Origin of the sequence: Croceitalea sp. P059 (assembly GCF_031846365.1) — a bacterium.
GTDB classification, from domain to species: Bacteria; Bacteroidota; Bacteroidia; order Flavobacteriales; family Flavobacteriaceae; genus Croceitalea; species Croceitalea vernalis.
Genome location: NZ_JAVRHW010000001.1, coordinates 740,131 through 759,326, shown reverse-complemented (window position 1 = coordinate 759,326; position 19,196 = coordinate 740,131). Strand labels below are relative to the sequence as shown.

The following is a 19,196-nucleotide window of genomic DNA, read 5'->3' as shown; positions in this document are numbered from 1 at the left end:
CTACCAGCGGAAGTGCGTTTCGCATGGCGAAAAAGAGAATGAAGCGATAGTAGCATCCATGGTTTTGGCAGGGCCAAAAATTTCATTAAAATCTTCTTGACTTTTTAATCCGTTTTGTGTCAAGACAAAATGGACAAAATAACCATCCGCCGAGGTTCTTTGTTTACTTTTTTCACCAATGGAAAAAAGTAAAACCATTGAAAAAGGATTCTATATTCATTTCTTTTGTTCGTGCAAAAGAAACGAAACAAAGAAAAACACGCCTTCTCCATAGGCATTTTTACTGCGTAAAACCACTCGCAAAACTTCGCGCTTTAAAAAGCTGTTCCGAAGCTTTTGCTCCCTATGCTGCGGAGAAGTAATCAACAATTAAATATTTCATCTTTTTAAAAGGCCGATTTAGAATTCAAGAACCCTGGACACCTTGGGGCGGTGACCGAAGATTTTCCAGAAATAATGGTGCTACCAGCGGAAGTGCGTTTCGCATGGCGAAAAAGAGCATGAAGCGATAGTAGCATCCATGGTTTTGGCAGTGCCAAAAATTTCATTAAAATCTTCTTGACTTTTTAATCCGCTTTGTGTCAAGACAAAATGGACAAAATAACTATCAGTCGAGGTTTTTTGTTTACTTTTTTCATCAATGGAAAAAGTAATGACTCAAAACAATATTTCGTAAATTACTTTCATGTGCTATAGTACCCGTCAAACCCGAAAAAAAGAAGCCCTACAAAAACGCTTACAGCTACAATCGGTGCTAAAAAATGAAGACTCCGATTTAGAACTGATCTACTACCACGCCAATGGATGGAGCCATCCTATTATGTGGATCATACCCCAAGAATACCCCAATCATTTGGTGCCAGCTATGTGGGGACTGCTACCAGCAAGAGAAAAGCAGGCTGATTACAAGGAGTATTTTAAAAACCCAAAAACCTTTGGGGGGCTCAATGCCAAATCAGAAAAGCTTTTTGACCATTTTATCTATAGGTATTCATGGGTGCAGCGGCGTTGTGTGATCCCCATTGATGGTTTTTTTGAACCCCATAACACTAAGGTGAAGGTAAAGGGTAAGGACTATAAAGTGCCCTTTTATATGCATAGAACGGATGGCGACCCGTTGTACTTAGCAGGCATCTATACCTATACGGCAGACGAACGATGGACGTTTACGGTGTTGACTAAGGCTGCTACCCCAAAATTTGCGGAAGTCCATAACGACAAAAAACGCCGCCCGGTGCTCATTGCAGAGGATGATATTGATGCTTGGTTGCATGATGGTAATACGGCGAGTGATGTACAACATGTATTGGAAGACGATTTATGGGAAGGCGAGTTGAGCATGCACCCGGTAACCAAAGACTTGTATAGCCGAACGGTGGATAGCAATTACGAAACTAATATTGAAAAGATGGACTACCCAGAGGTGAAAATTGCATACTAAATATTACTTATTTTTCTTACAGTTTTGTGCTAAAACCACAATAAATTTAGCCTTAAACCCCAAATTACGGTTTTCTGTTTTTTGTTGCCTTCATAATAGCTATTTTAGGTTAACCATTAACTCCCCCATTAATCAAACGTTTAAATGACATTCAAGGAAATCCTAGAAAAGTATCGTAAATACGCGTTTTCCGAACGTGATAAAGGTGATAAGTTTGAACGCCTCATGGCAGCATTTTTACAAACTGATCCAAAATATGCGAGCAAATTTAAAAATGTTTGGCTATGGAATGAGTTTCCAAGTCGCAGAGACTTAGGCGGTAATGACACTGGCATTGATATCGTCGCTTTAACGAATGAAGGAGATTATTGGGCAATTCAATGTAAATGCTATGCTGAAGGTGCAACCATAGACAAAAAAGCTGTAGATAGTTTTTTATCAGCTTCAAGTACACAGTTTAAAGGTGAAAATCATAAAACAACTCGTTTTGCACATCGCTTATGGATAGATACCACAGGTAAACGCTGGACTCAGAATGCAGAGAATGTTATTGCTGTTCAAAATATTCCGTTATCCCGTTTAGGTTTATTCGCTTTGGAAGAAGCACCTGTCGATTGGCAAAAATTAGAGGATGGAATTACTGGGAAATCTGCACTTGTACCAAAGTACGATGTTAGAGACCACCAAAAAACAGCCTTAGATAATACTAACAAACATTTTAAGGAACATGATAGAGGTAAACTCATCATGGCTTGTGGTACTGGTAAAACCTTTACCGCCTTACGTATCGCAGAGCACGAAACCAATGGCAAAGGCCTAATTCTATTTTTAGTGCCATCAATTGCTTTGATAGGTCAAACTTTAAACGAATGGACTGCACAAGCCAGAAATCCAATTAATGCCATTTGTATTTGTTCTCAACCAGATATTACCAAAAAGAAAAAGAAAGGAGAAGATGCCGATTTTTATAGTACTGTAGATTTAGCATTACCAGCATCTACAGATATTGAAAATATTATAAGACAATTTGCCTATTACCAAGAGCATGGTAATGACGGCATGACCGTTGTGTTTTCTACATATCAATCTATAGAAGTTATTGCCACAGCACAAAAAGCACTACAAAATAATATTGGTGATGCATCTATATTTGATCTTATTATATGTGATGAAGCACATCGAACGACAGGTGCTAAAGTAAGTGGAGAAGACGAGTCAGCATTCACAAAAGTACACGACAACGATTTTGTTGCAGGAAAAAAACGACTCTACATGACTGCTACACCACGAATGTATGACCCAAAAGCTAAAGACAAGGCTGCACAAGATGCTGTTGACTTGTGGTCAATGGATGAAGTAGAGCAATACGGCGAAGAAATCTACCGCATTGGATTCGGTGAAGCCGTTGCAAAGAATCTCTTAACAGACTACAAAGTACTCATCCTTACCTTAAGTGACAAAGACGTTCCACCATCAGTTCAGAAAATGATTTCTGACGAAGAACAGGAAATTAATAGTGATGATGCTTCTAAACTTATAGGTTGTATCAATGCATTGGCTAAACAAATGATGGGAGACGATGGCTCATTACGAGAGGTTGACCCTAATCCTATGAAACGTGCAGTAGCATTTTGCTCTCGTATCAATCCAACGGCCTATTCAGATGCAACAGCATCAACAACAATAGCGAACTATTTTAATACAGTATCAAACGAATATATCGAGTCTCTACCAGAAAATGAACAAAAAGTTCGAATCAGTACGGAAGCAAAACATATCGATGGAACAATGTCTGCCACAGAGCGGGAAGAATTATTGTCATGGTTAAAAGAGGATAGTGACGACACCAGAATCCTCACCAATGTGCGCTGTTTAAGTGAAGGTGTTGACGTACCATCATTGGATGCTGTGATGTTTTTATCCGCTCGTAATTCGGAAGTAGATGTGGTACAATCCGTTGGTCGCGTGATGAGACGTTCAGAAGGTAAAAAATATGGTTACATCATTATTCCTGTATTAGTGCCTTCAGATGTGGAAGCTGATAAAGCCTTAGATGATAACAAACGATATGCTGTGGTTTGGACCGTTTTAAATGCCTTACGTGCGCACGATGATAGATTCAATGCCATTATCAATAAAATAGACCTCAATAAAAAGCGACCAGACCAAATCCTAATTGGACGACCTGATTATTCCTTTGATGAAGATGGTAATTGGGTAAACGAAAATGAAGGTGGTTACAAAACCGATAAATTAAATGAGCAATTTAGATTTCAATTCGATGCTTTACAAAATGTCTTATATGCACGTTTGGTTAAAAAGGTTGGTGACAGACGTTATTGGGAACAATGGGCAACTAATGTAGCTGAAATTGCCCAACGATTGGTAGAACGTATTACCTATCTCATTGAAGAAAAAACAGAACATAGAAAGGCTTTTGACAAATTTTCAAAAGGCTTGCAATCTAACATCAATTCCAGTATTTCAGAAAAGGAAGCAGTGGAAATGTTAGCACAGCACATGATTACCAAGCCTGTCTTTGAAGCCTTATTTGAAGGTTATTCCTTTGTAGATAACAATGCGGTGTCCATGGCGATGGAACACATGATGGGCTTATTGGAAGAAGGCGCACTTGAAAAAGATACTAAAGTCCTCAACAAATTCTACGAATCTGTTCGTATGCGTGCCGCAGGTATCGATAATGCCGAAGCCAAACAACGTATCATTATAGAGTTATACGATAAATTCTTTAAAACCGCTTTCCCAAAAATGGTGGAGCAATTAGGTATTGTCTATACACCAGTTGAGGTGGTCGATTTTATTCTGCATTCGGTGAATGATGTCCTACAACAAGAGTTTGGACAAACCATTTCTGATGAAGATGTGCACGTACTCGACCCATTTACAGGAACAGGCACGTTTATTACGCGTTTAATACAGTCTGGACTTATTAAAAAAGAAGATTTACCACGAAAATACGAACGCGAATTACATGCAAACGAAATTGTGTTACTGGCCTATTATATTGCCGATGTTAATATTGAAAACGCCTACCACGATGTGATGGGTAACAAAGGCGATTATGTGCCTTTTGATGGTATTTGTTTAACCGATACCTTTCAATTAGGTGAAACCAAAGACTCTGTAATTTTCTCTGAAATGTTCCCACAAAATTCGGAACGTTTAGAAATACAGAAAAAGGGACCCATTCGTGTGATTGTTGGGAATCCGCCATATTCTGTTGGACAAAAATCTGAAAATGATGATGCACAAAATATGAAATACGAAAATTTAGATAACCGTATTTCTAGTACCTATGCTGTTGTATCTGAAGCGACGAATAAAAATTCCTTATATGACTCTTATATCAAAGCATTTCGTTGGAGTACGGATAGATTGGCTGATGATGAAGGTGGGATCATTGCATTTGTATCGAATGGTGCATGGATAGATGGTAATTCACAAGATGGATTTAGAAAGATAATCGAGAAAGAATTTGATGCTATTTATGTATTCAATTTAAGAGGAAATGCACGTACGCAAGGCGAGCAAAGAAGAAAAGAAAAAGACAATGTTTTTGGACAAGGAACAAGAACTACAATATCAGTATCAATTCTAGTTAAAAACCCAAAATCTAAAAATGAAAAAGCCGTAATAAAATACCATGATATAGGTGATTATTTAAGTCAAAAAGAAAAGCTTGATATAATTGAAAAATTTGGAACAGTTTCTAATCCTAAAATGCAATGGAAAATACTAAAACCAAATAAGGAAGGAGACTGGATAAATCAACGAAATGATAAATTCGGTGAATTAATTCAGATTTTACCTAAAAAAAGAAAGAAACTTAAAAACAATTCATTTTTTATTCATTATTCCGTTGGTATTGGTACAAGTAGAGACTATTGGGTTTATAACTATTCTGCTAAAAAATTAGAAACAAACATTAGAGGTACAATTGATTTTTATAACAACCAAGTCAATGATTATACGAAAGCTAAGGCTATTAATTCTAAACTTTCAATAAAGGAATTTATAGATTATAATGATGAAAAAATTAGTTGGTCAAGTAGTTTAGTTCCAAATGTAGGCAGAGGAAGAAAGGATGAGTATGATACTAATGTTTTAAGACCTGCATTATATAGGCCATTTAATAAAAGTAATCTATACTACGGCGATTTATTGATACATAGAAAAGGGAATTTCGAAGATTTTTTTCCATTAAAAAATAGTTTAAATGTTATCATTAATGTTTCGTCAACACCCAAAGGAATGTCATGTCTTATTTCTGATAATTTAGCAGATTATCATTTTAATGGAGATACAAAATCGTTCCCGCTATACTACTATGAAGAGAGCACCAAACAAACCCCAGGTTTATTTGACCAAGAAGGTGAAAGTGAGTTTATACAACGTGATGGTATTAGTGATTTTATTTTAGAGCGTGCTCAAAAGCAATATGGTAAATCGGTAACTAAAGAAGACATCTTTTATTATGTCTATGGTATTTTACATAGTCCAGACTATAGAGAAACCTTTGCCAACGACCTTAAAAAAATGTTGCCACGTTTACCATTGGTAGATAGCCCAAGAGACTTCTGGAAATTTTCTAAAGCAGGTCGTGCCTTAGCAGACTTGCATATTAATTATGAGTCGGTTGAACCTTACCCAGATGTTGAGGTAGTTGGTCAAGATGCTTTAATTAAAACAGATGCCTATGATTTTTACAGCGTGAGCAAAATGCGTTTCCCTAAAAAAGACCAAAAAGACACCATTTTGTATAACGGTCGTATTACCATTAAAAATATCCCAGAAAGAGCATACAAATATGTCGTAAATGGCAAATCTGCCATAGAGTGGATTATGGAACGTTACCAAGTCAAAACCGATAAGAAAAGTGGCATTACCAACGATCCTAATGATTGGGGCAAAGAACACGATAACCCAAGCTATATTTTTGATTTGTTGTTGAGTATTATTAATGTATCTGTACAGACGGTGGATATTGTGGAGGGGTTGCCAAAACTTGAATTTGAGTAACGATGACCAAAGAAGAAATTCGAGAAATATGTATTGATGGTTCACAGGCATACTACGACCATTTAGATCGAAATAACAAAGGGGTTCACGTCATCCGAATACGCTCTATTGAAAAGGTCAAAGAGGACAAACTAAAGCTAAAAATTACCTCAAAAATTTTTGATCAAGAAACACTGATTTTTAAGTGTTTGGCAACTAATGAAGAATGGACAATAGAAAGTGTAAAAATTCAAGTGTATGATAGGGACACTAATACGATTGTTATTAAACCAAATTCTTCAGTATTTCACAAGATGGTTAATGCCAGTGTGAATGATTGGCAAATCATCTCCGATTTAAAGTTTTTAATTCAGCGGGTTAAAGAGTGGTATGAGCTAAATGGTAAGGATTTAAAGCTGCCAGATAAAGCTTCTGTTTTGAATACGCCTAAATCAGATATTTATTTTGAAGAAAGTGTTCCTTCAGAAGAACAAATAAATGCGCTGAAGCTGATTTTTAATGAGCCCTTGTCCTATATCTGGGGAGCACCCGGTACGGGTAAGACGCAATTTGTTTTAAGTTATGCCATTTTGCACTATTTGGAGAATAATAAAAAAGTGACCATTGTTGCCCCTACCAACCATGCCTTGGAACAAATATATCGCGGTGTTATTAAAATGACTGATAAAGCCGGAATTAAAAGGGAAAATATTTTGAGACTAGGCGGTCCTTCTAAAAAATTCGCTGATGATTATCCTGAGGTCTGCGAAATTATTGGATTGGAAAATCAGCTAAAACAGCTAAATGACCAAATAGTGATTATTGAAAATATCCTAGGAATTGACGGTATTGGAAAAAAAATAGAAAATATAAATTTATTAAAGACCTATTTCAAGGAAATCGAAGATAATTATGAGCAAGCTTCTAGTCTGTATGAAAAAGAGAAATCTCTTTTAGAGCAAAAGAAATTAGGGGCGTCCGAAGCAAGGAGTCTTGAATTAAAAATTCAATACAATAATGAGGAGCAGCTTCGCATCAAGAAAAAGAAAACATCCTTGACCTATAAATTTATCTCTGTTTTCTCTAAAGTAGATTTAGATGCAAAAATCAATTCATTAATTGACAAACAAGTAGAGCTTGAAAATCTTATCGTAGTTGGTCTAAATAAGAGAAGAACAGTTGATCAAAAAATCTCATCTAATACCCAATCCAAGCAGGAAAGTTTAAAATTGCTAAAAATTGCCGTTCAAAAGGCAAATGTGTTATCTGAATCTATTGATATTGATTTACCTGAAATAACCCTTGAATCTAATTTCGTATTTCTTACTGAACAGTTAGATGAAGAGATTCAAATACTTGAAAACAACCAACCGGTTTATGAAGCGTTATCAATGGAGTACAAGACTCTGGACAAACTTTCTTTAGAAGCAAAATATCAGAAATTAAAGGCAGATAAAGAGCATTTAGAAAACTATAGTACGGAACAAAGATTAAAGAATGTATCTATAGTTGGAGCAACTCTAGACACCTATTTATATCGTTTTAGGGAAGAAAAACTCAATACCAATCATGTTTTTCTGGATGAAGCTGGGTACTCTAATATTATTAAGGCCATGACCCTTTTTAATCAAGACATTCCTGTTACCTTTTTAGGAGATCATATGCAATTACCGCCGGTATGTGAAATTTCAAAACGAGACATTCAGAACGATGAAAATTTTAGACCGGTTATGGTTTGGGATCAATCAGCTATTTATCTAGAGGATCTTTTTGCTCAAGACCAACTAAATACTGTTGTATCAAATTATCTCAATGGAGAGCGAGCACCTTTCCAAAATTTAAAGAAAACAAATTTGACTGGTACCTTCAGATTTGGAAAGTCTTTAGCCGATGTCTTGCAACAATATGTTTACCCTGAAGGATTTCATTCAAAATTGAATACTGAAACTGAAATTATAATCTATAATGTAAAAAACGCGGCGAATAACAGGGGACGCGGTAGGTTGAATTTAGCTGAAGCCAATGCCATAGTTAATCTGGTCAAAAATAATTTTTCGCCAGAAGCTAGTGTTGCAGTTTTGGCACCTTATTCCGCCCAAGTTCGTGCTATCAGCAATGAATTACCAGCTTACCAACAAAACAATAAGGTATTAACAGTGCATAAATCGCAAGGTCAGGAATGGGATACGGTTATTTATTCGGTTTGTGATATAGGCAATGGGAGAAAACCTTGGTTTACTGATTCCCAGAATGCAATGTCATCAGGTTTAAACAACATCAATACGGCTATAAGTAGGGCAAAAGAACGCTTGATTATGGTTTGTGATGAAGACGAATGGGTACATTATAATGGACAATTAATTACTGGAATTTTGCAAGCAGCAACAAAGAGAGTATTAGTATGAACCAATCAAATAAGCACATAGATTTTGAGGGATTGACAGAAGATGAAAAAAAGCAATTACTTGAATGGGCTGAAAGAGTACAGGAAATAAGGATTGATAAAAAACTAAACCTAAAAGGAAAACTGAATGCTCTAAAGGCGTTAAACAATTCTTCAACCTTTAAGAATACTTCAAAATTTGTTATTGCTAAAACTAAAAAGCACTGGAAAAGTGCCAATTATACAAAAAGATTGGCGCTCATCGCTGGGGTTGGCACCTTATCATTGGTCGGTTTTAGTGGAGCGGGTATTGCCGCACTCGGTGGTGCAATAGGTTTGCCGCTATTTTGTTTGACTGCGGCGGGTGGGGCTGTGATAGGAAGTATAATTGATGGATTAAAAAAATAATATGATTCAAAACACTGACGATAAACCATTATCAGAACTTTTTGGTTCTGATAACAAAGTAAGTTACCATATTCCGAAATATCAAAGAGAATACATCTGGAGCAAATGGGAATGGGAAGCATTATTTGATGACATCGAAGAAAGTGCTGGAGGACATTTTTTGGGTTCAATAATTTGTATTAATACCCAGACCGACACGCATAAACCTGCCGATTTAGAGTTGGTCGACGGTCAGCAAAGAATGACCACAATCAGTCTTTTTTATTTAGCCATATATCAATTTCTTTCAGAAAATTTACATGAGAAAAAGAACTTATCAGATGAAGAGATTTTGGATTATAAGCTTAAATTCCGAAATCTGAGAAATAGAATTTACCTAGATACCACAAATGGCCCTAGACTAATCCCTGCTTACTCAAATCATAATTATGAAGATTATCTATGGGCCTTTTCGAACATCGTTAAAGAAATATACAATCCCAACCAACGCCCAAAAAATCTAGGTAATCGAAGAATTTATAAAGCCTTTAATTATTTCCATGATAGACTTCGATGGCTAGATGAAAATAAACAAGATTTATATAGCTACGACGATGTTCTAGGTTTGTTGGAAAAATTGAACAGTGCGATTTTGGTAAAGATTGATGTGGCATCTCACGCCGATGCTTTTACCTTATTCGAAACCTTAAACAATCGTGGGGTTCCATTGTCGGCCATAGACCTAATCAAGAACAAATTATTGGGGCATCTTGAAAAGAAAGACAAAAAAGCAGACCTGGATAGGAATTTTGAACGTTGGAATGCCATAATCACAAACCTTTCAGGTGAGTATAAGGTGCAAGAACGCTTTTTAAGACAGTTTTATAATGCGTTTAAAAATGAGCAGAACATAGCAGTTAATAAAACTCCTAAGGCTTTAAAATCTAATTTGATATGGATATACGAACAGCTGATTAATAGGGATGTTCATCATTTCTTTAATCGTTTGGAAGAAGCCTCATCCATTTATTCCAAAAATATTCAATACGAAGTAGAGGAAAATTCAGACGAGTTAATAAAAGTTCTTAGAAACCTCGAGAACGTAACTGCTGCTGATGCATATATGTTATTACTTTTTGTCGAGAAAAAGTTCAACATCAGTGCAATTGAAAAAACAAAGCTGATAAAATTACTATGCAATTATGCAATAAGACGTAATGTCACTGATTCACCACCAACACGTGATTTAACCAATCACTTTATGGAAATTATTGTGGAGGCCAATAAGTTAGATACTTATTCATACGAAAAACTACGAGAAATAGTACTCGAAAAAGGTAAGCCAGCGTCTGATGAATATTTTCAAGAAAAATTGAATGGCAATCTTTATGAGGAAAATGTTGGTGCGACACGATATATACTATCTTCAATAGAACTTGCCCAAACTGAAACTAAAGAAATTTACACGAATTTTTATGCTCGTGAGAAAAGAAAATTCGTTTGGACAATTGAACATGTGCTTCCTCAAGGACATAACATACCAGACAACTGGATTCAAATGACGGCCAATGGGGATAAAGAACTAGCAAACGATATTAAAAACAATTATGTCCATAAGTTGGGTAACTTGACTTTGACAGGTTATAACTCCCAGTTAAGTAATATGTCGCTTGATAAAAAGCAAAATAGAAGGTCAAAAGACGGCAAATTGATTGGTTTTAAGAATGGTCTTTATCTAAATGAAAAACTGAAGAATATTACAAAGTGGGGTAAATCTGAAATAGAAGAAAGAACAAATTTATTGGTTGAAAAGGCCATGGAAATTTTTAAACTTTAAGAGTTGTGCAACTCACCAAAACAGATTTTATTCAATACCTCAATTGCCCTGAATCCTTATGGCTTTTAAAGAATAAACCTCAGGTGTATGAGCAATACAAAGGCGATTTTTCTTTATTCTTAGAAAAGCTGATTAAAGAAGGTTATGAAGTTGAGGCTTATGCAAAGCAACTTTTTGAGAATGGCATTGATTTACCTGAAGATGCAAGTGCGGAATACACAAAAGTTGAGCTAACTTCTGAAAAAAAGGTGTTTTTTCAGCCATCATTTGTCACTAAAAATAAGGTATTCGCAAGGATTGACGTTTTAGAAAAATTACCAAATGGTACTTTTCATATTTATGAAATAAAGTCTGCAAACAGTGCAAAAAAAGATAAATTAAAAGACGCCTGTTTTCAAAAACATGTATTACATGAGTGTGGTTATGTAGTAACAAAGGTGTCTTTTATCCATTTGAATAAAGAGTATGTCAGACAAGGGGCAATTAACCCTGAAGAATTATTAGAGATTACCGAAGTTACAGAGCAAATTGAGGACATCTATTCTGCTGTTGCCAATGAAATCAATGCAGCCTCAAATTTTATTAATAAAGAAACTATTAATGAAAATGAGTGCAGTAGCAGATATAAAACGAGAATAAACCACTGTGATACATTTAACTACTTCAACAAAGATGTGCCTGATTATAGCATTTATGAAATTAGTAGAATTTCAGCTAAAAAAATAGGGCAGCTAGTTGATAATAACCAGTTAAGTATTCTAGATATCCCCATAGATTTTAAGTTAAGTGAGAAACAACAGGCACAAGTGGAATCTGTTAGGCAAGAAAAGGTTTTAATAAATAAGGCTACAATAGATAAGACCTTATCAAATCTTAAGTTTCCGCTGCATTTTATAGATTATGAGACCTTTCCTACTGCTATACCACTATTAGATAATATGAGTCCGCATAATCACTTAACATTTCAAGTGTCTATTCATACGATGCAAAAAAATGGAGACGTAACACATTTTGAGTGGTTAGGTGAAAAAATAGAACAACCTATAGAAATGCTTCACAAAATGGAAGATTTCACGGGTCTGACAGGTACTTTTATTTCCTGGAGTGCTCCTTTTGAAGTGGGCAGGAATAAGGATATGATAAATTGGATTCCGGAATACAGTGCATACCTAAACTACATGAACGAGCATATGTTTGACTTAATGGATATTTTCAAAGATGATTACGTCGATTATCGTTTTCATGGTTCAATTTCAATTAAAAAAGTGCTTCCTGTTTTGTGCCCACAATTTTCATATTCAGACTTAGAGGTCCAAGATGGTACTATGGCTTTAGATACTTGGGGCAGAATGGTTACTGACCCTAACTTTAATCAGGATAAAGAGCAAACCAGAAAAAACCTTTTAGAGTATTGCAAGTTAGATACCTTGGCGATGGTGGAGATTTACAGGGTATTAAAAAGGCTAATTAATTAAGGTTATGGCAAAGCGGTAGATTCCCAAGTTTATTTTCCAGTGAGTTTTAATGACTGATTATATGGCTTGCTCAGTAAAATTATTTAGTCCGTCTTCTTGGGCTTGAAATTTAACTGAGCTTTATACCCAACTTGGAAATTAAAAAAATTAGAGCTAGAGCTTAAATCGTTAGTCCCCTGTTCATATCTTAAGCGAAGAAAAAAAGCGTTATCACTATCCTTACTTTCATAAAAATAAACCTCTGTATTTAAAGCAATTGTATTAAAATTAAGAGTTACTGTCTCCAATAAGGAACTGTTTTCATATCTATTTAGAAATACTGAAGCATTTAGTCCAAAATTTGCATATCGCTGAATCTGAATTGAGGCACCCAAACCAATACTCAATGTTGATGTGTTTGTTGTTTCGGTGCTATCCCTTGACACTTCTGCTAAGTCTAATGATGCTTTTGTTTTTAAAGATAACTTATAAGGGTACCTTTTAGAAAATCTCGTTTCAAACAAATCAAGCTCACCACTTACTTTTAAAAATGATTTTTGAATCAGATTTAATGTATCCAATTCTAAAAGTTCTACTTCTCTATCATTATCGTCAAATCTAGAATATCCAATACTAGTGGTTAGCTTTTTAAACATGTAATTATAACCACCTATACTAAATGGATTTAAAAAGAAAGTACTATTGCCTTCAAAGTTTACAATACCATTTGGCGATTCATTAACTAAGCCAAGGAAATCACTATATATTCTAAAATCAATTAATGATTTTAGTGTGGTTCCTCCATATATTTTTTCTTTTTCTTTACTCCCAGCAATAAGTTCAACTAGTTCCTTTTCGATTATATAGTTTTGACCATTTTCATAATCGTATTCAAGAAAGTCTCTAAGTAATATGCTGTAAATCTTTTGTTTATCATCATCTACACCTCGTCTTCTGTACTGAAGTATGATACGATAATTATTAATACTGCTAATATTTATAGGTTTTCTATTGGTAAAGATTACATCTTTAGAATCCAGTTCACCATTAACCCTTAAGTCGAATATAACGCCTTCACGTATATCAATCTTTACGTTTGATATTTCCAGTTTTGAATTGAAGGTTGCTTGCGAATTACCTTTGAAAAAAGACTCTTCCTCCTCTAATCCAACATCAATTTTCTTTTTCTTTAGAATAAAAGTTCCTAAAAGTTCTTTTTCATTAATCTCATATTCATCACCTAACTTGGCTTGTACTATTTTGATTATACTATCTGAAAGCTTTTCAACATCTTGCTCTTGTGCATTAATAAAACTAAAATTTAAAAAAAAGAAAGAAATTACTATGATATTATGTTTCATCCACTTGGTTTTAATACCCCAAACTTATAAATAGGTTAAAAGCTGTAACATACCCATTCATAGGTATTTTTAACTCTAAAACTCTTGTTTTGAAACTATTGCGCATAAAAAAATCCCCATGAATGGGGATTTTAGACCTTTAATACATTATAATTAGTTAATTAGAAATACTATTCATGTCATTTACCTTTTTGTCTTTAAATAAAGTCTCGCCTTTAATCAACCACGATAATCCAAATGCTTCAACAGCAGCAAATTCTAACCAAAAAGTCATGTGATTTCGATTATAAAAACTGGTTGGGTCTTCATTATTAAAATTGAAAAGAATAATCAAAATTGATAACACCATTACCACTGCACAAGATTTGTAAATGATGTTTCGAATTTTTTTGTGCTTAGTTTTTTTCTTTCCCTTTTCAGTTTTGGTAAATAAGAAGAAAGACATGATGGCCAAACACAGAAAAAATAAACCTGCAGATATATAATGAAACAAAATTCTTGGGTTTAATTCCTTTGTATCATCCGAAAAGTGAGTGATTGCATGTTTCATATCGATAGCACAACAAACCTCAACTAGATTACTGGTAGGCGCTAAAGCAACAAATAAAGCAAAAACACCAGCCAGGGTAGACAACCAAAAATCAAGCTTTTCGTAACTCTTGTATATCAAAAGGAAAGTACCCAAAACAATTAATACTGATGTGAAAATAGTCCCAGAGCGAGTAAAATAATAATGACTTATTGAGGGGAGAACAAAATCCACTTCATTATACAAGTAAAGGGAAAACATCAACAAGATTGGCATTAACATTCCGGCTATACCTACCGTTTGTCTTAATTTATAGCTACTATGAATCCATGCTTGGTCTTTCTTGCTAAAATCAAGATTTAGAAAGTTTTCAATTTTATTCATTTTCAAAAAAATTTTAGAATTTATACTTCTTTTCTACGGCATACCTCAACAATTCCCCTGCCCCACTTAGATTTAGCTTACGAATCATGTTTTTACGGTGGGTATCTACGGTGCTTTTACCAATAAAAAGTTCTTCAGCAATTTGGTGGCTAGTTCTGCCTTTGGCTATCAGTTGTAGTATCTCTCGTTCGCGAGAAGAGAGCACACTTTTAGAGCTGTTTTTTTCGGCATCAGGCAAGTGAATTTTTTTGTCGTAATAGGTTTTACCACTCGCTACGGCGCGTATGGCCTCTAATACAATCTCAAGGCTGCTATTCTTTAAAATATAACCCTGTGCCCCTGCAGCCAGCATTTGCTTTACGGCATCGTCTTGGTCAAACATCGTAAAAGCCACTACTTTTGTATAGGGCAATTCTTTTAAGATAATTTTGGTGGCTTCAATACCATCTAACTTAGGCATACGAATATCGCAGAGCACCACTTTGGGTTGTTTGAGGCGTACCAATTTAAGTAAGGCTTCGCCGTCATTGGCGTGCCCAATCACTGAGATATCATCTTCGTACTTTACGTACGATTTGATTCCGTCAATCAGGGCTTGGTGGTCTTCGGCTATCGCTACGGTTATCATACGGGTATGTCTATTAAAATGGAGGTGCCTTTACCCAAAATACTATCTATGGTAAAATTACCCTCTAAATGTTCTACTCGTTTTTCAATGGTGGTCAAGCCCATACCTGTTTTGTCGGTTTCAATTTCAGAACGGTCAAAACCTTTGCCATTATCTTCAATAATGATATTCAGATTGTCTTCATGCTGGGTCAATTGAATGGTCACTTTGGTAGCCTCTGCATGTTTAATAGTATTGGCCACCAGTTCTTGCACCATACGAAAAAGGTTCAGTTCTAAAGAATTCTCTAGGCGGTCTCCCATACCAAATGCCTCTACGGCAACCTCTAAAGCATTAGTTTGGGTAATGACCTGTGCCATTTTTTTAATGGCTGGCAATAGCCCTTGATCACTCATGACTCCAGAGTTTTTACTATGGGCCATACTGCGCACTTTTTGGTAGGCTTGGTCAAGGAGTTTTTGGGCGTTTTGCAATCCAGGGTCTTTTTTGCTCACTTTTGAGTTGTCAAAATGCAGTTTTATCGTGGCCATTAGACTGCCCAAATCGTCATGCAACTCGTTCGCCACACGTTGGCGTTCTTTTTCTTGACCTTCAATCATGGCATCAATACTGACCAGCTCTTGTTCTTTGAGCAGATTATCAACCCGTTCTTGTTTTAGCAAAGCTTCCTGTTCGGCTAATAATCGTTTTTTGGTGGTGTTTTTTTGGAGGAGTATTGCCGTTATACCTCCTATTGCCAGTAAGGATATGGCAAGAATCAAATAGTTCTGATTGGTCTTTCTTCTATTATCTAAAATCAACTTGTCAAGTTTTAGTTTTTCAGTTTGGTTTTCAATTGACAACAATGAAGATTGAAAACGTTCTTGATTACCTTTAAACTTAAATTCTGTATTAATTGATTCATTTAAATAATAATAGGCAGAATCTAACTTGCCCATGTCTCGAAATATCCAAGAACCTAATCGTTCATTATACCATTTATTTCTGAGTTTACTTGATAATTTTGTTGATTTTTTCCAATAAACATAAGCCTTATCAACTTCACTTTGAATTAAAAATACAGAAGATAATTGCCATATTGCAGATTGATAAACGTATGTATTTATTAGTTGCTTTTGTGAAATTTCTTCTGCTTTTTTAAACCGATAAATAGACCTATCAAAATCCTTTGCTAGTTTTAATTGAGCGGCAGTCTCAAAATAATATCTGGCTTTCAATGGAGTATCTTCTGAAACATCATAAAATAATTTATCAAAATGAGTTATGATATCGTAGCCTTGAAATTTCGATTTTAGTTCATCATTATCTTTAGATTCTAAGCCGATTTTATAAATCATAACAATTCTTTTATCGTCGGCATCTTTCACTAACTCTTCATAATGGTCTAGATACGGCTTATATTTTTGACCACTAAAGAAAGTTTGTTTTCTCAAAAGATTGAGCATACTAACCAAAGAAAACTTTAGAGCATTGATTCTTTGATGGTTGTCCGATAATTGAATTGCATTAGAGAAAAAATGAAACGCTTCGGGAGTATTTTCGTTTTCATAATTCGAATACCCTTGGATTAATTGAATCAAAATTTTGTTGTCAATATCTGATTCATCAATATATTTTATTGCTTCTAGTGAATTTTTTCCTTCACATAAATCGATTAAAGATTGAGCTAAAATTTTTTTCTCTTTTCCTAAATCTTTCAAATATTGTTTGGATGACCTTATATCCAATCTACGCAGTTGGTCATAGTACAACTCTAAATTCTTATTACTGGAACTATCTTGAGCAATAATTCCTGTTAAAGGAAAGAGTGATAAAAATAATATAATCTTTAGGGCTTGTCTTATCAATTACTATTTACGATTTTAATTGTTGATGTCATGCACATATCTCCTGCTTTTATATTAAAATCCGCTGGTGGGGTATTGGGTAATTTATCATCCAATCGATTAATTGCAGCAATATATTTTCCATTTCGAACGTAAAACTCACTATCAAAAAGCCCTTCATCAAGATGTCCAACAATCGTTCCTGACTTAGAAAAACTTTTCAACTTTCTAGTAGTGAAAATTCTATGAAATTTTTGAAGTGGAATTTCTTCCTTCAGAATAAGAGATATACCATTTGTTAAACTTTTATCGTCAATTCCACTATATGCTTTCAAATCAAGGGTGAGAATTCCAGTTCCATTTTCAAAGGAAAAATTATTTTTCGTTGAATTTTCTAAACCTATATTATACATGCCTTTATAATTAACAAGAGATATGTCTATACCTGTCACTTTCTTTTTACTCTTGCTTAAAGTTATTTTAGCGCTAACTGTAAAAAAAGTACCATATAACTGACTAGGATAAATTAATTGATAGTCTTGCTCATTTTTTGCATCTAAGACAAGAAATAAATTTTGAAATATTGGTGAATTGGATTCATATACTTTCATTTTCTATTAGTTTTTTGGTTTGGTTCAAATATTGGTTTTATTAACTGTTTACAACATCCCCATTCTTAGGGATATTTAATATTCTTTCATTTAAAAAATACCTGTTTGTAGGTATTGCATAAACACAAATACTGCCTTTTATTTACCATGAGTTAGTTAAATAAACAAAGCTCATTGGCAGTACCATATCATGAATCGGGGGAATCAAGGTTTGCGACCCTAATGGGCTTTTGAATTTAACACTTCGTCGTATGATTTGCTACAGAAAATTCTGTAAAGTGTTAAAACTTCTGGCTAGTCTACAAAAAATAAGAATTGAGCTGTAAAATAAAACCCCTCCGCCATGCGCCATGCGCATGCCACCTCCCCTTAATTAAGGTGAGGACTTAGTTCGTTTATTCCAATAAAGCATCTATAACACTGCGTACCTTTTTACTATTCCAATCTGCAGCTCCTGTTGCTTTGCTCATAATTTTACCGTTTTGGTCTATCAAATAATTGGTGGGTATACTTTTATCTAATAACAAAGGCGGCGGAGCCATTCTAGACGTATACATAGGTAAAGTGTACGGCTTCTTTTTAAGGAAGGTCGTTACAGTTTCTGGTGCTTCATTCGTTAATAAGACAAAATTGATGTGCTCACCGTAATCAACGTATAACTTTTCTATATTAGACAGTTCGGCTAAACATGGTGCGCACCAAGTCGCCCAATAACTGATAAAAGTGACCTTGCCTTTACCCACGCCAATAGTTTTTGGCTTGCCGTCTAAGCTTAAGACTTTATAATCAAAAGGGATAAGCTGGGCTTGGTCTTCCACAGCCTTTATCCTAGGGGACCACACCAAAATCTTGGCCTTATTCACTGCTACCTGAATTGGTTTTCGAGTTTGCGGGATAATCAAGAGCAGCAGAAATACACCAAATACATAATCACTCCAACGCAACTTTTTCAACATAGCATCAGGTGTTAGTCATAATTGATTCGGTCGCGAATGGTACCGTCTGCTCTATGAATAATGACATCGGCTTTATGCTTTTTCGCTAGACTTTTGGCCTTGTTTATGGCAGTGGATTGTTTTCTATGTTTTGAGGTGATACGCTTGTTACCTTCTCGGCGTACCGCCCAACCCTCATCAAAAGGCACTACATGCTGATGCCATGTTCGCTTTCTGTTGCTTGAACGAGAACTTTTGAAATAGACCTCAACCAGTTCAATCAGTATTTTAAGCCACGATTTAGAGGTGTTGCTGTCGGCCATATCTGCTTGCTTTGTATAGCCCAAGATACTGTTTTTTGAAATGCTGCCTGCTAGAGAATTCTGCAGTTCGATGGGCTT

14 protein-coding genes are annotated in these 19,196 nt (G+C 35.1%); 6 read left to right on the top strand and 8 right to left on the bottom strand.

The window, feature by feature from the left end:
* Positions 1-198 carry a hypothetical protein gene (locus RM542_RS03385; RefSeq protein ID WP_311384301.1) on the bottom strand — a complete coding sequence of 66 codons (198 nt, stop codon included), beginning with the start codon at positions 196-198 and terminating at the stop codon, positions 1-3.
* A gap of 487 nt (positions 199-685) precedes the next feature.
* Between RM542_RS03385 and RM542_RS03380 the strand changes: the two genes are divergently transcribed.
* The 6 genes from RM542_RS03380 (at position 686) to RM542_RS03355 (ending at position 12,542) form a co-directional block, all read left to right on the top strand.
* Positions 686-1,441 carry an SOS response-associated peptidase gene (locus RM542_RS03380; protein WP_311384300.1) on the top strand — a complete coding sequence of 252 codons (756 nt, stop codon included), beginning with the start codon at positions 686-688 and terminating at the stop codon, positions 1,439-1,441.
* A gap of 144 nt (positions 1,442-1,585) precedes the next feature.
* Positions 1,586-6,481 carry a type ISP restriction/modification enzyme gene (locus RM542_RS03375; RefSeq protein ID WP_311384299.1) on the top strand — a complete coding sequence of 1,632 codons (4,896 nt, stop codon included), beginning with the start codon at positions 1,586-1,588 and terminating at the stop codon, positions 6,479-6,481.
* Positions 6,482-6,483: 2 nt separating this feature from the next.
* Positions 6,484-8,865: an AAA domain-containing protein gene (locus RM542_RS03370; protein WP_311384298.1), complete on the top strand. Its 2,382-nt coding sequence runs from the start codon at positions 6,484-6,486 to the stop codon at positions 8,863-8,865.
* Complete coding sequence (locus RM542_RS03365) at positions 8,862-9,251, top strand: hypothetical protein (RefSeq protein ID WP_311384297.1); 390 nt, start codon at positions 8,862-8,864, stop codon at positions 9,249-9,251. The genes RM542_RS03370 and RM542_RS03365 overlap by 4 nt, the downstream gene beginning before the upstream one ends.
* A 1-nt stretch (position 9,252) precedes the next feature.
* Positions 9,253-11,067 carry a DUF262 domain-containing HNH endonuclease family protein gene (locus tag RM542_RS03360; protein WP_311384296.1) on the top strand — a complete coding sequence of 605 codons (1,815 nt, stop codon included), beginning with the start codon at positions 9,253-9,255 and terminating at the stop codon, positions 11,065-11,067.
* 5 nt (positions 11,068-11,072) lie between these two features.
* Positions 11,073-12,542, top strand: a complete 1,470-nt coding sequence (locus RM542_RS03355) for a DUF2779 domain-containing protein (protein ID WP_311384295.1) — start codon at positions 11,073-11,075, stop codon at positions 12,540-12,542.
* Between the two features lie 83 nt (positions 12,543-12,625).
* On the opposite strand, the gene RM542_RS03350 is transcribed toward RM542_RS03355, so the two are convergent.
* The 7 genes from RM542_RS03350 to RM542_RS03320 all read right to left on the bottom strand — a co-directional run bounded on the left by RM542_RS03350 (position 12,626) and on the right by RM542_RS03320 (position 19,118).
* On the bottom strand, positions 12,626-13,882 hold the full coding sequence (locus RM542_RS03350) for a hypothetical protein (protein ID WP_311384294.1): 1,257 nt from the start codon (positions 13,880-13,882) through the stop codon (positions 12,626-12,628).
* Positions 13,883-14,039: 157 nt separating this feature from the next.
* Complete coding sequence (locus RM542_RS03345; RefSeq protein WP_311384293.1) at positions 14,040-14,795, bottom strand: DUF998 domain-containing protein; 756 nt, start codon at positions 14,793-14,795, stop codon at positions 14,040-14,042.
* 13 nt (positions 14,796-14,808) lie between these two features.
* Positions 14,809-15,423, bottom strand: a complete 615-nt coding sequence (locus RM542_RS03340; RefSeq protein WP_311384292.1) for a response regulator transcription factor — start codon at positions 15,421-15,423, stop codon at positions 14,809-14,811.
* The gene (locus RM542_RS03335) at positions 15,420-17,270 is read right to left on the bottom strand and encodes a sensor histidine kinase (RefSeq protein WP_311384291.1); all 1,851 of its coding nucleotides are present in this window, start codon (positions 17,268-17,270) and stop codon (positions 15,420-15,422) included. The genes RM542_RS03340 and RM542_RS03335 overlap by 4 nt, the downstream gene beginning before the upstream one ends.
* Positions 17,267-17,860 carry a hypothetical protein gene (locus tag RM542_RS03330; RefSeq protein WP_311384290.1) on the bottom strand — a complete coding sequence of 198 codons (594 nt, stop codon included), beginning with the start codon at positions 17,858-17,860 and terminating at the stop codon, positions 17,267-17,269. Before RM542_RS03330 ends, RM542_RS03335 begins: the two co-directional genes overlap by 4 nt.
* Before the next feature lie 395 nt (positions 17,861-18,255).
* Positions 18,256-18,816, bottom strand: coding sequence for a TlpA disulfide reductase family protein (locus tag RM542_RS03325; RefSeq protein WP_311384289.1), 561 nt, complete (start codon positions 18,814-18,816; stop codon positions 18,256-18,258).
* A gap of 11 nt (positions 18,817-18,827) precedes the next feature.
* Positions 18,828-19,118, bottom strand: coding sequence for a DUF2188 domain-containing protein (locus RM542_RS03320; RefSeq protein ID WP_311384891.1), 291 nt, complete (start codon positions 19,116-19,118; stop codon positions 18,828-18,830).
* Between the last annotated feature and the right edge of the window lie 78 nt (positions 19,119-19,196).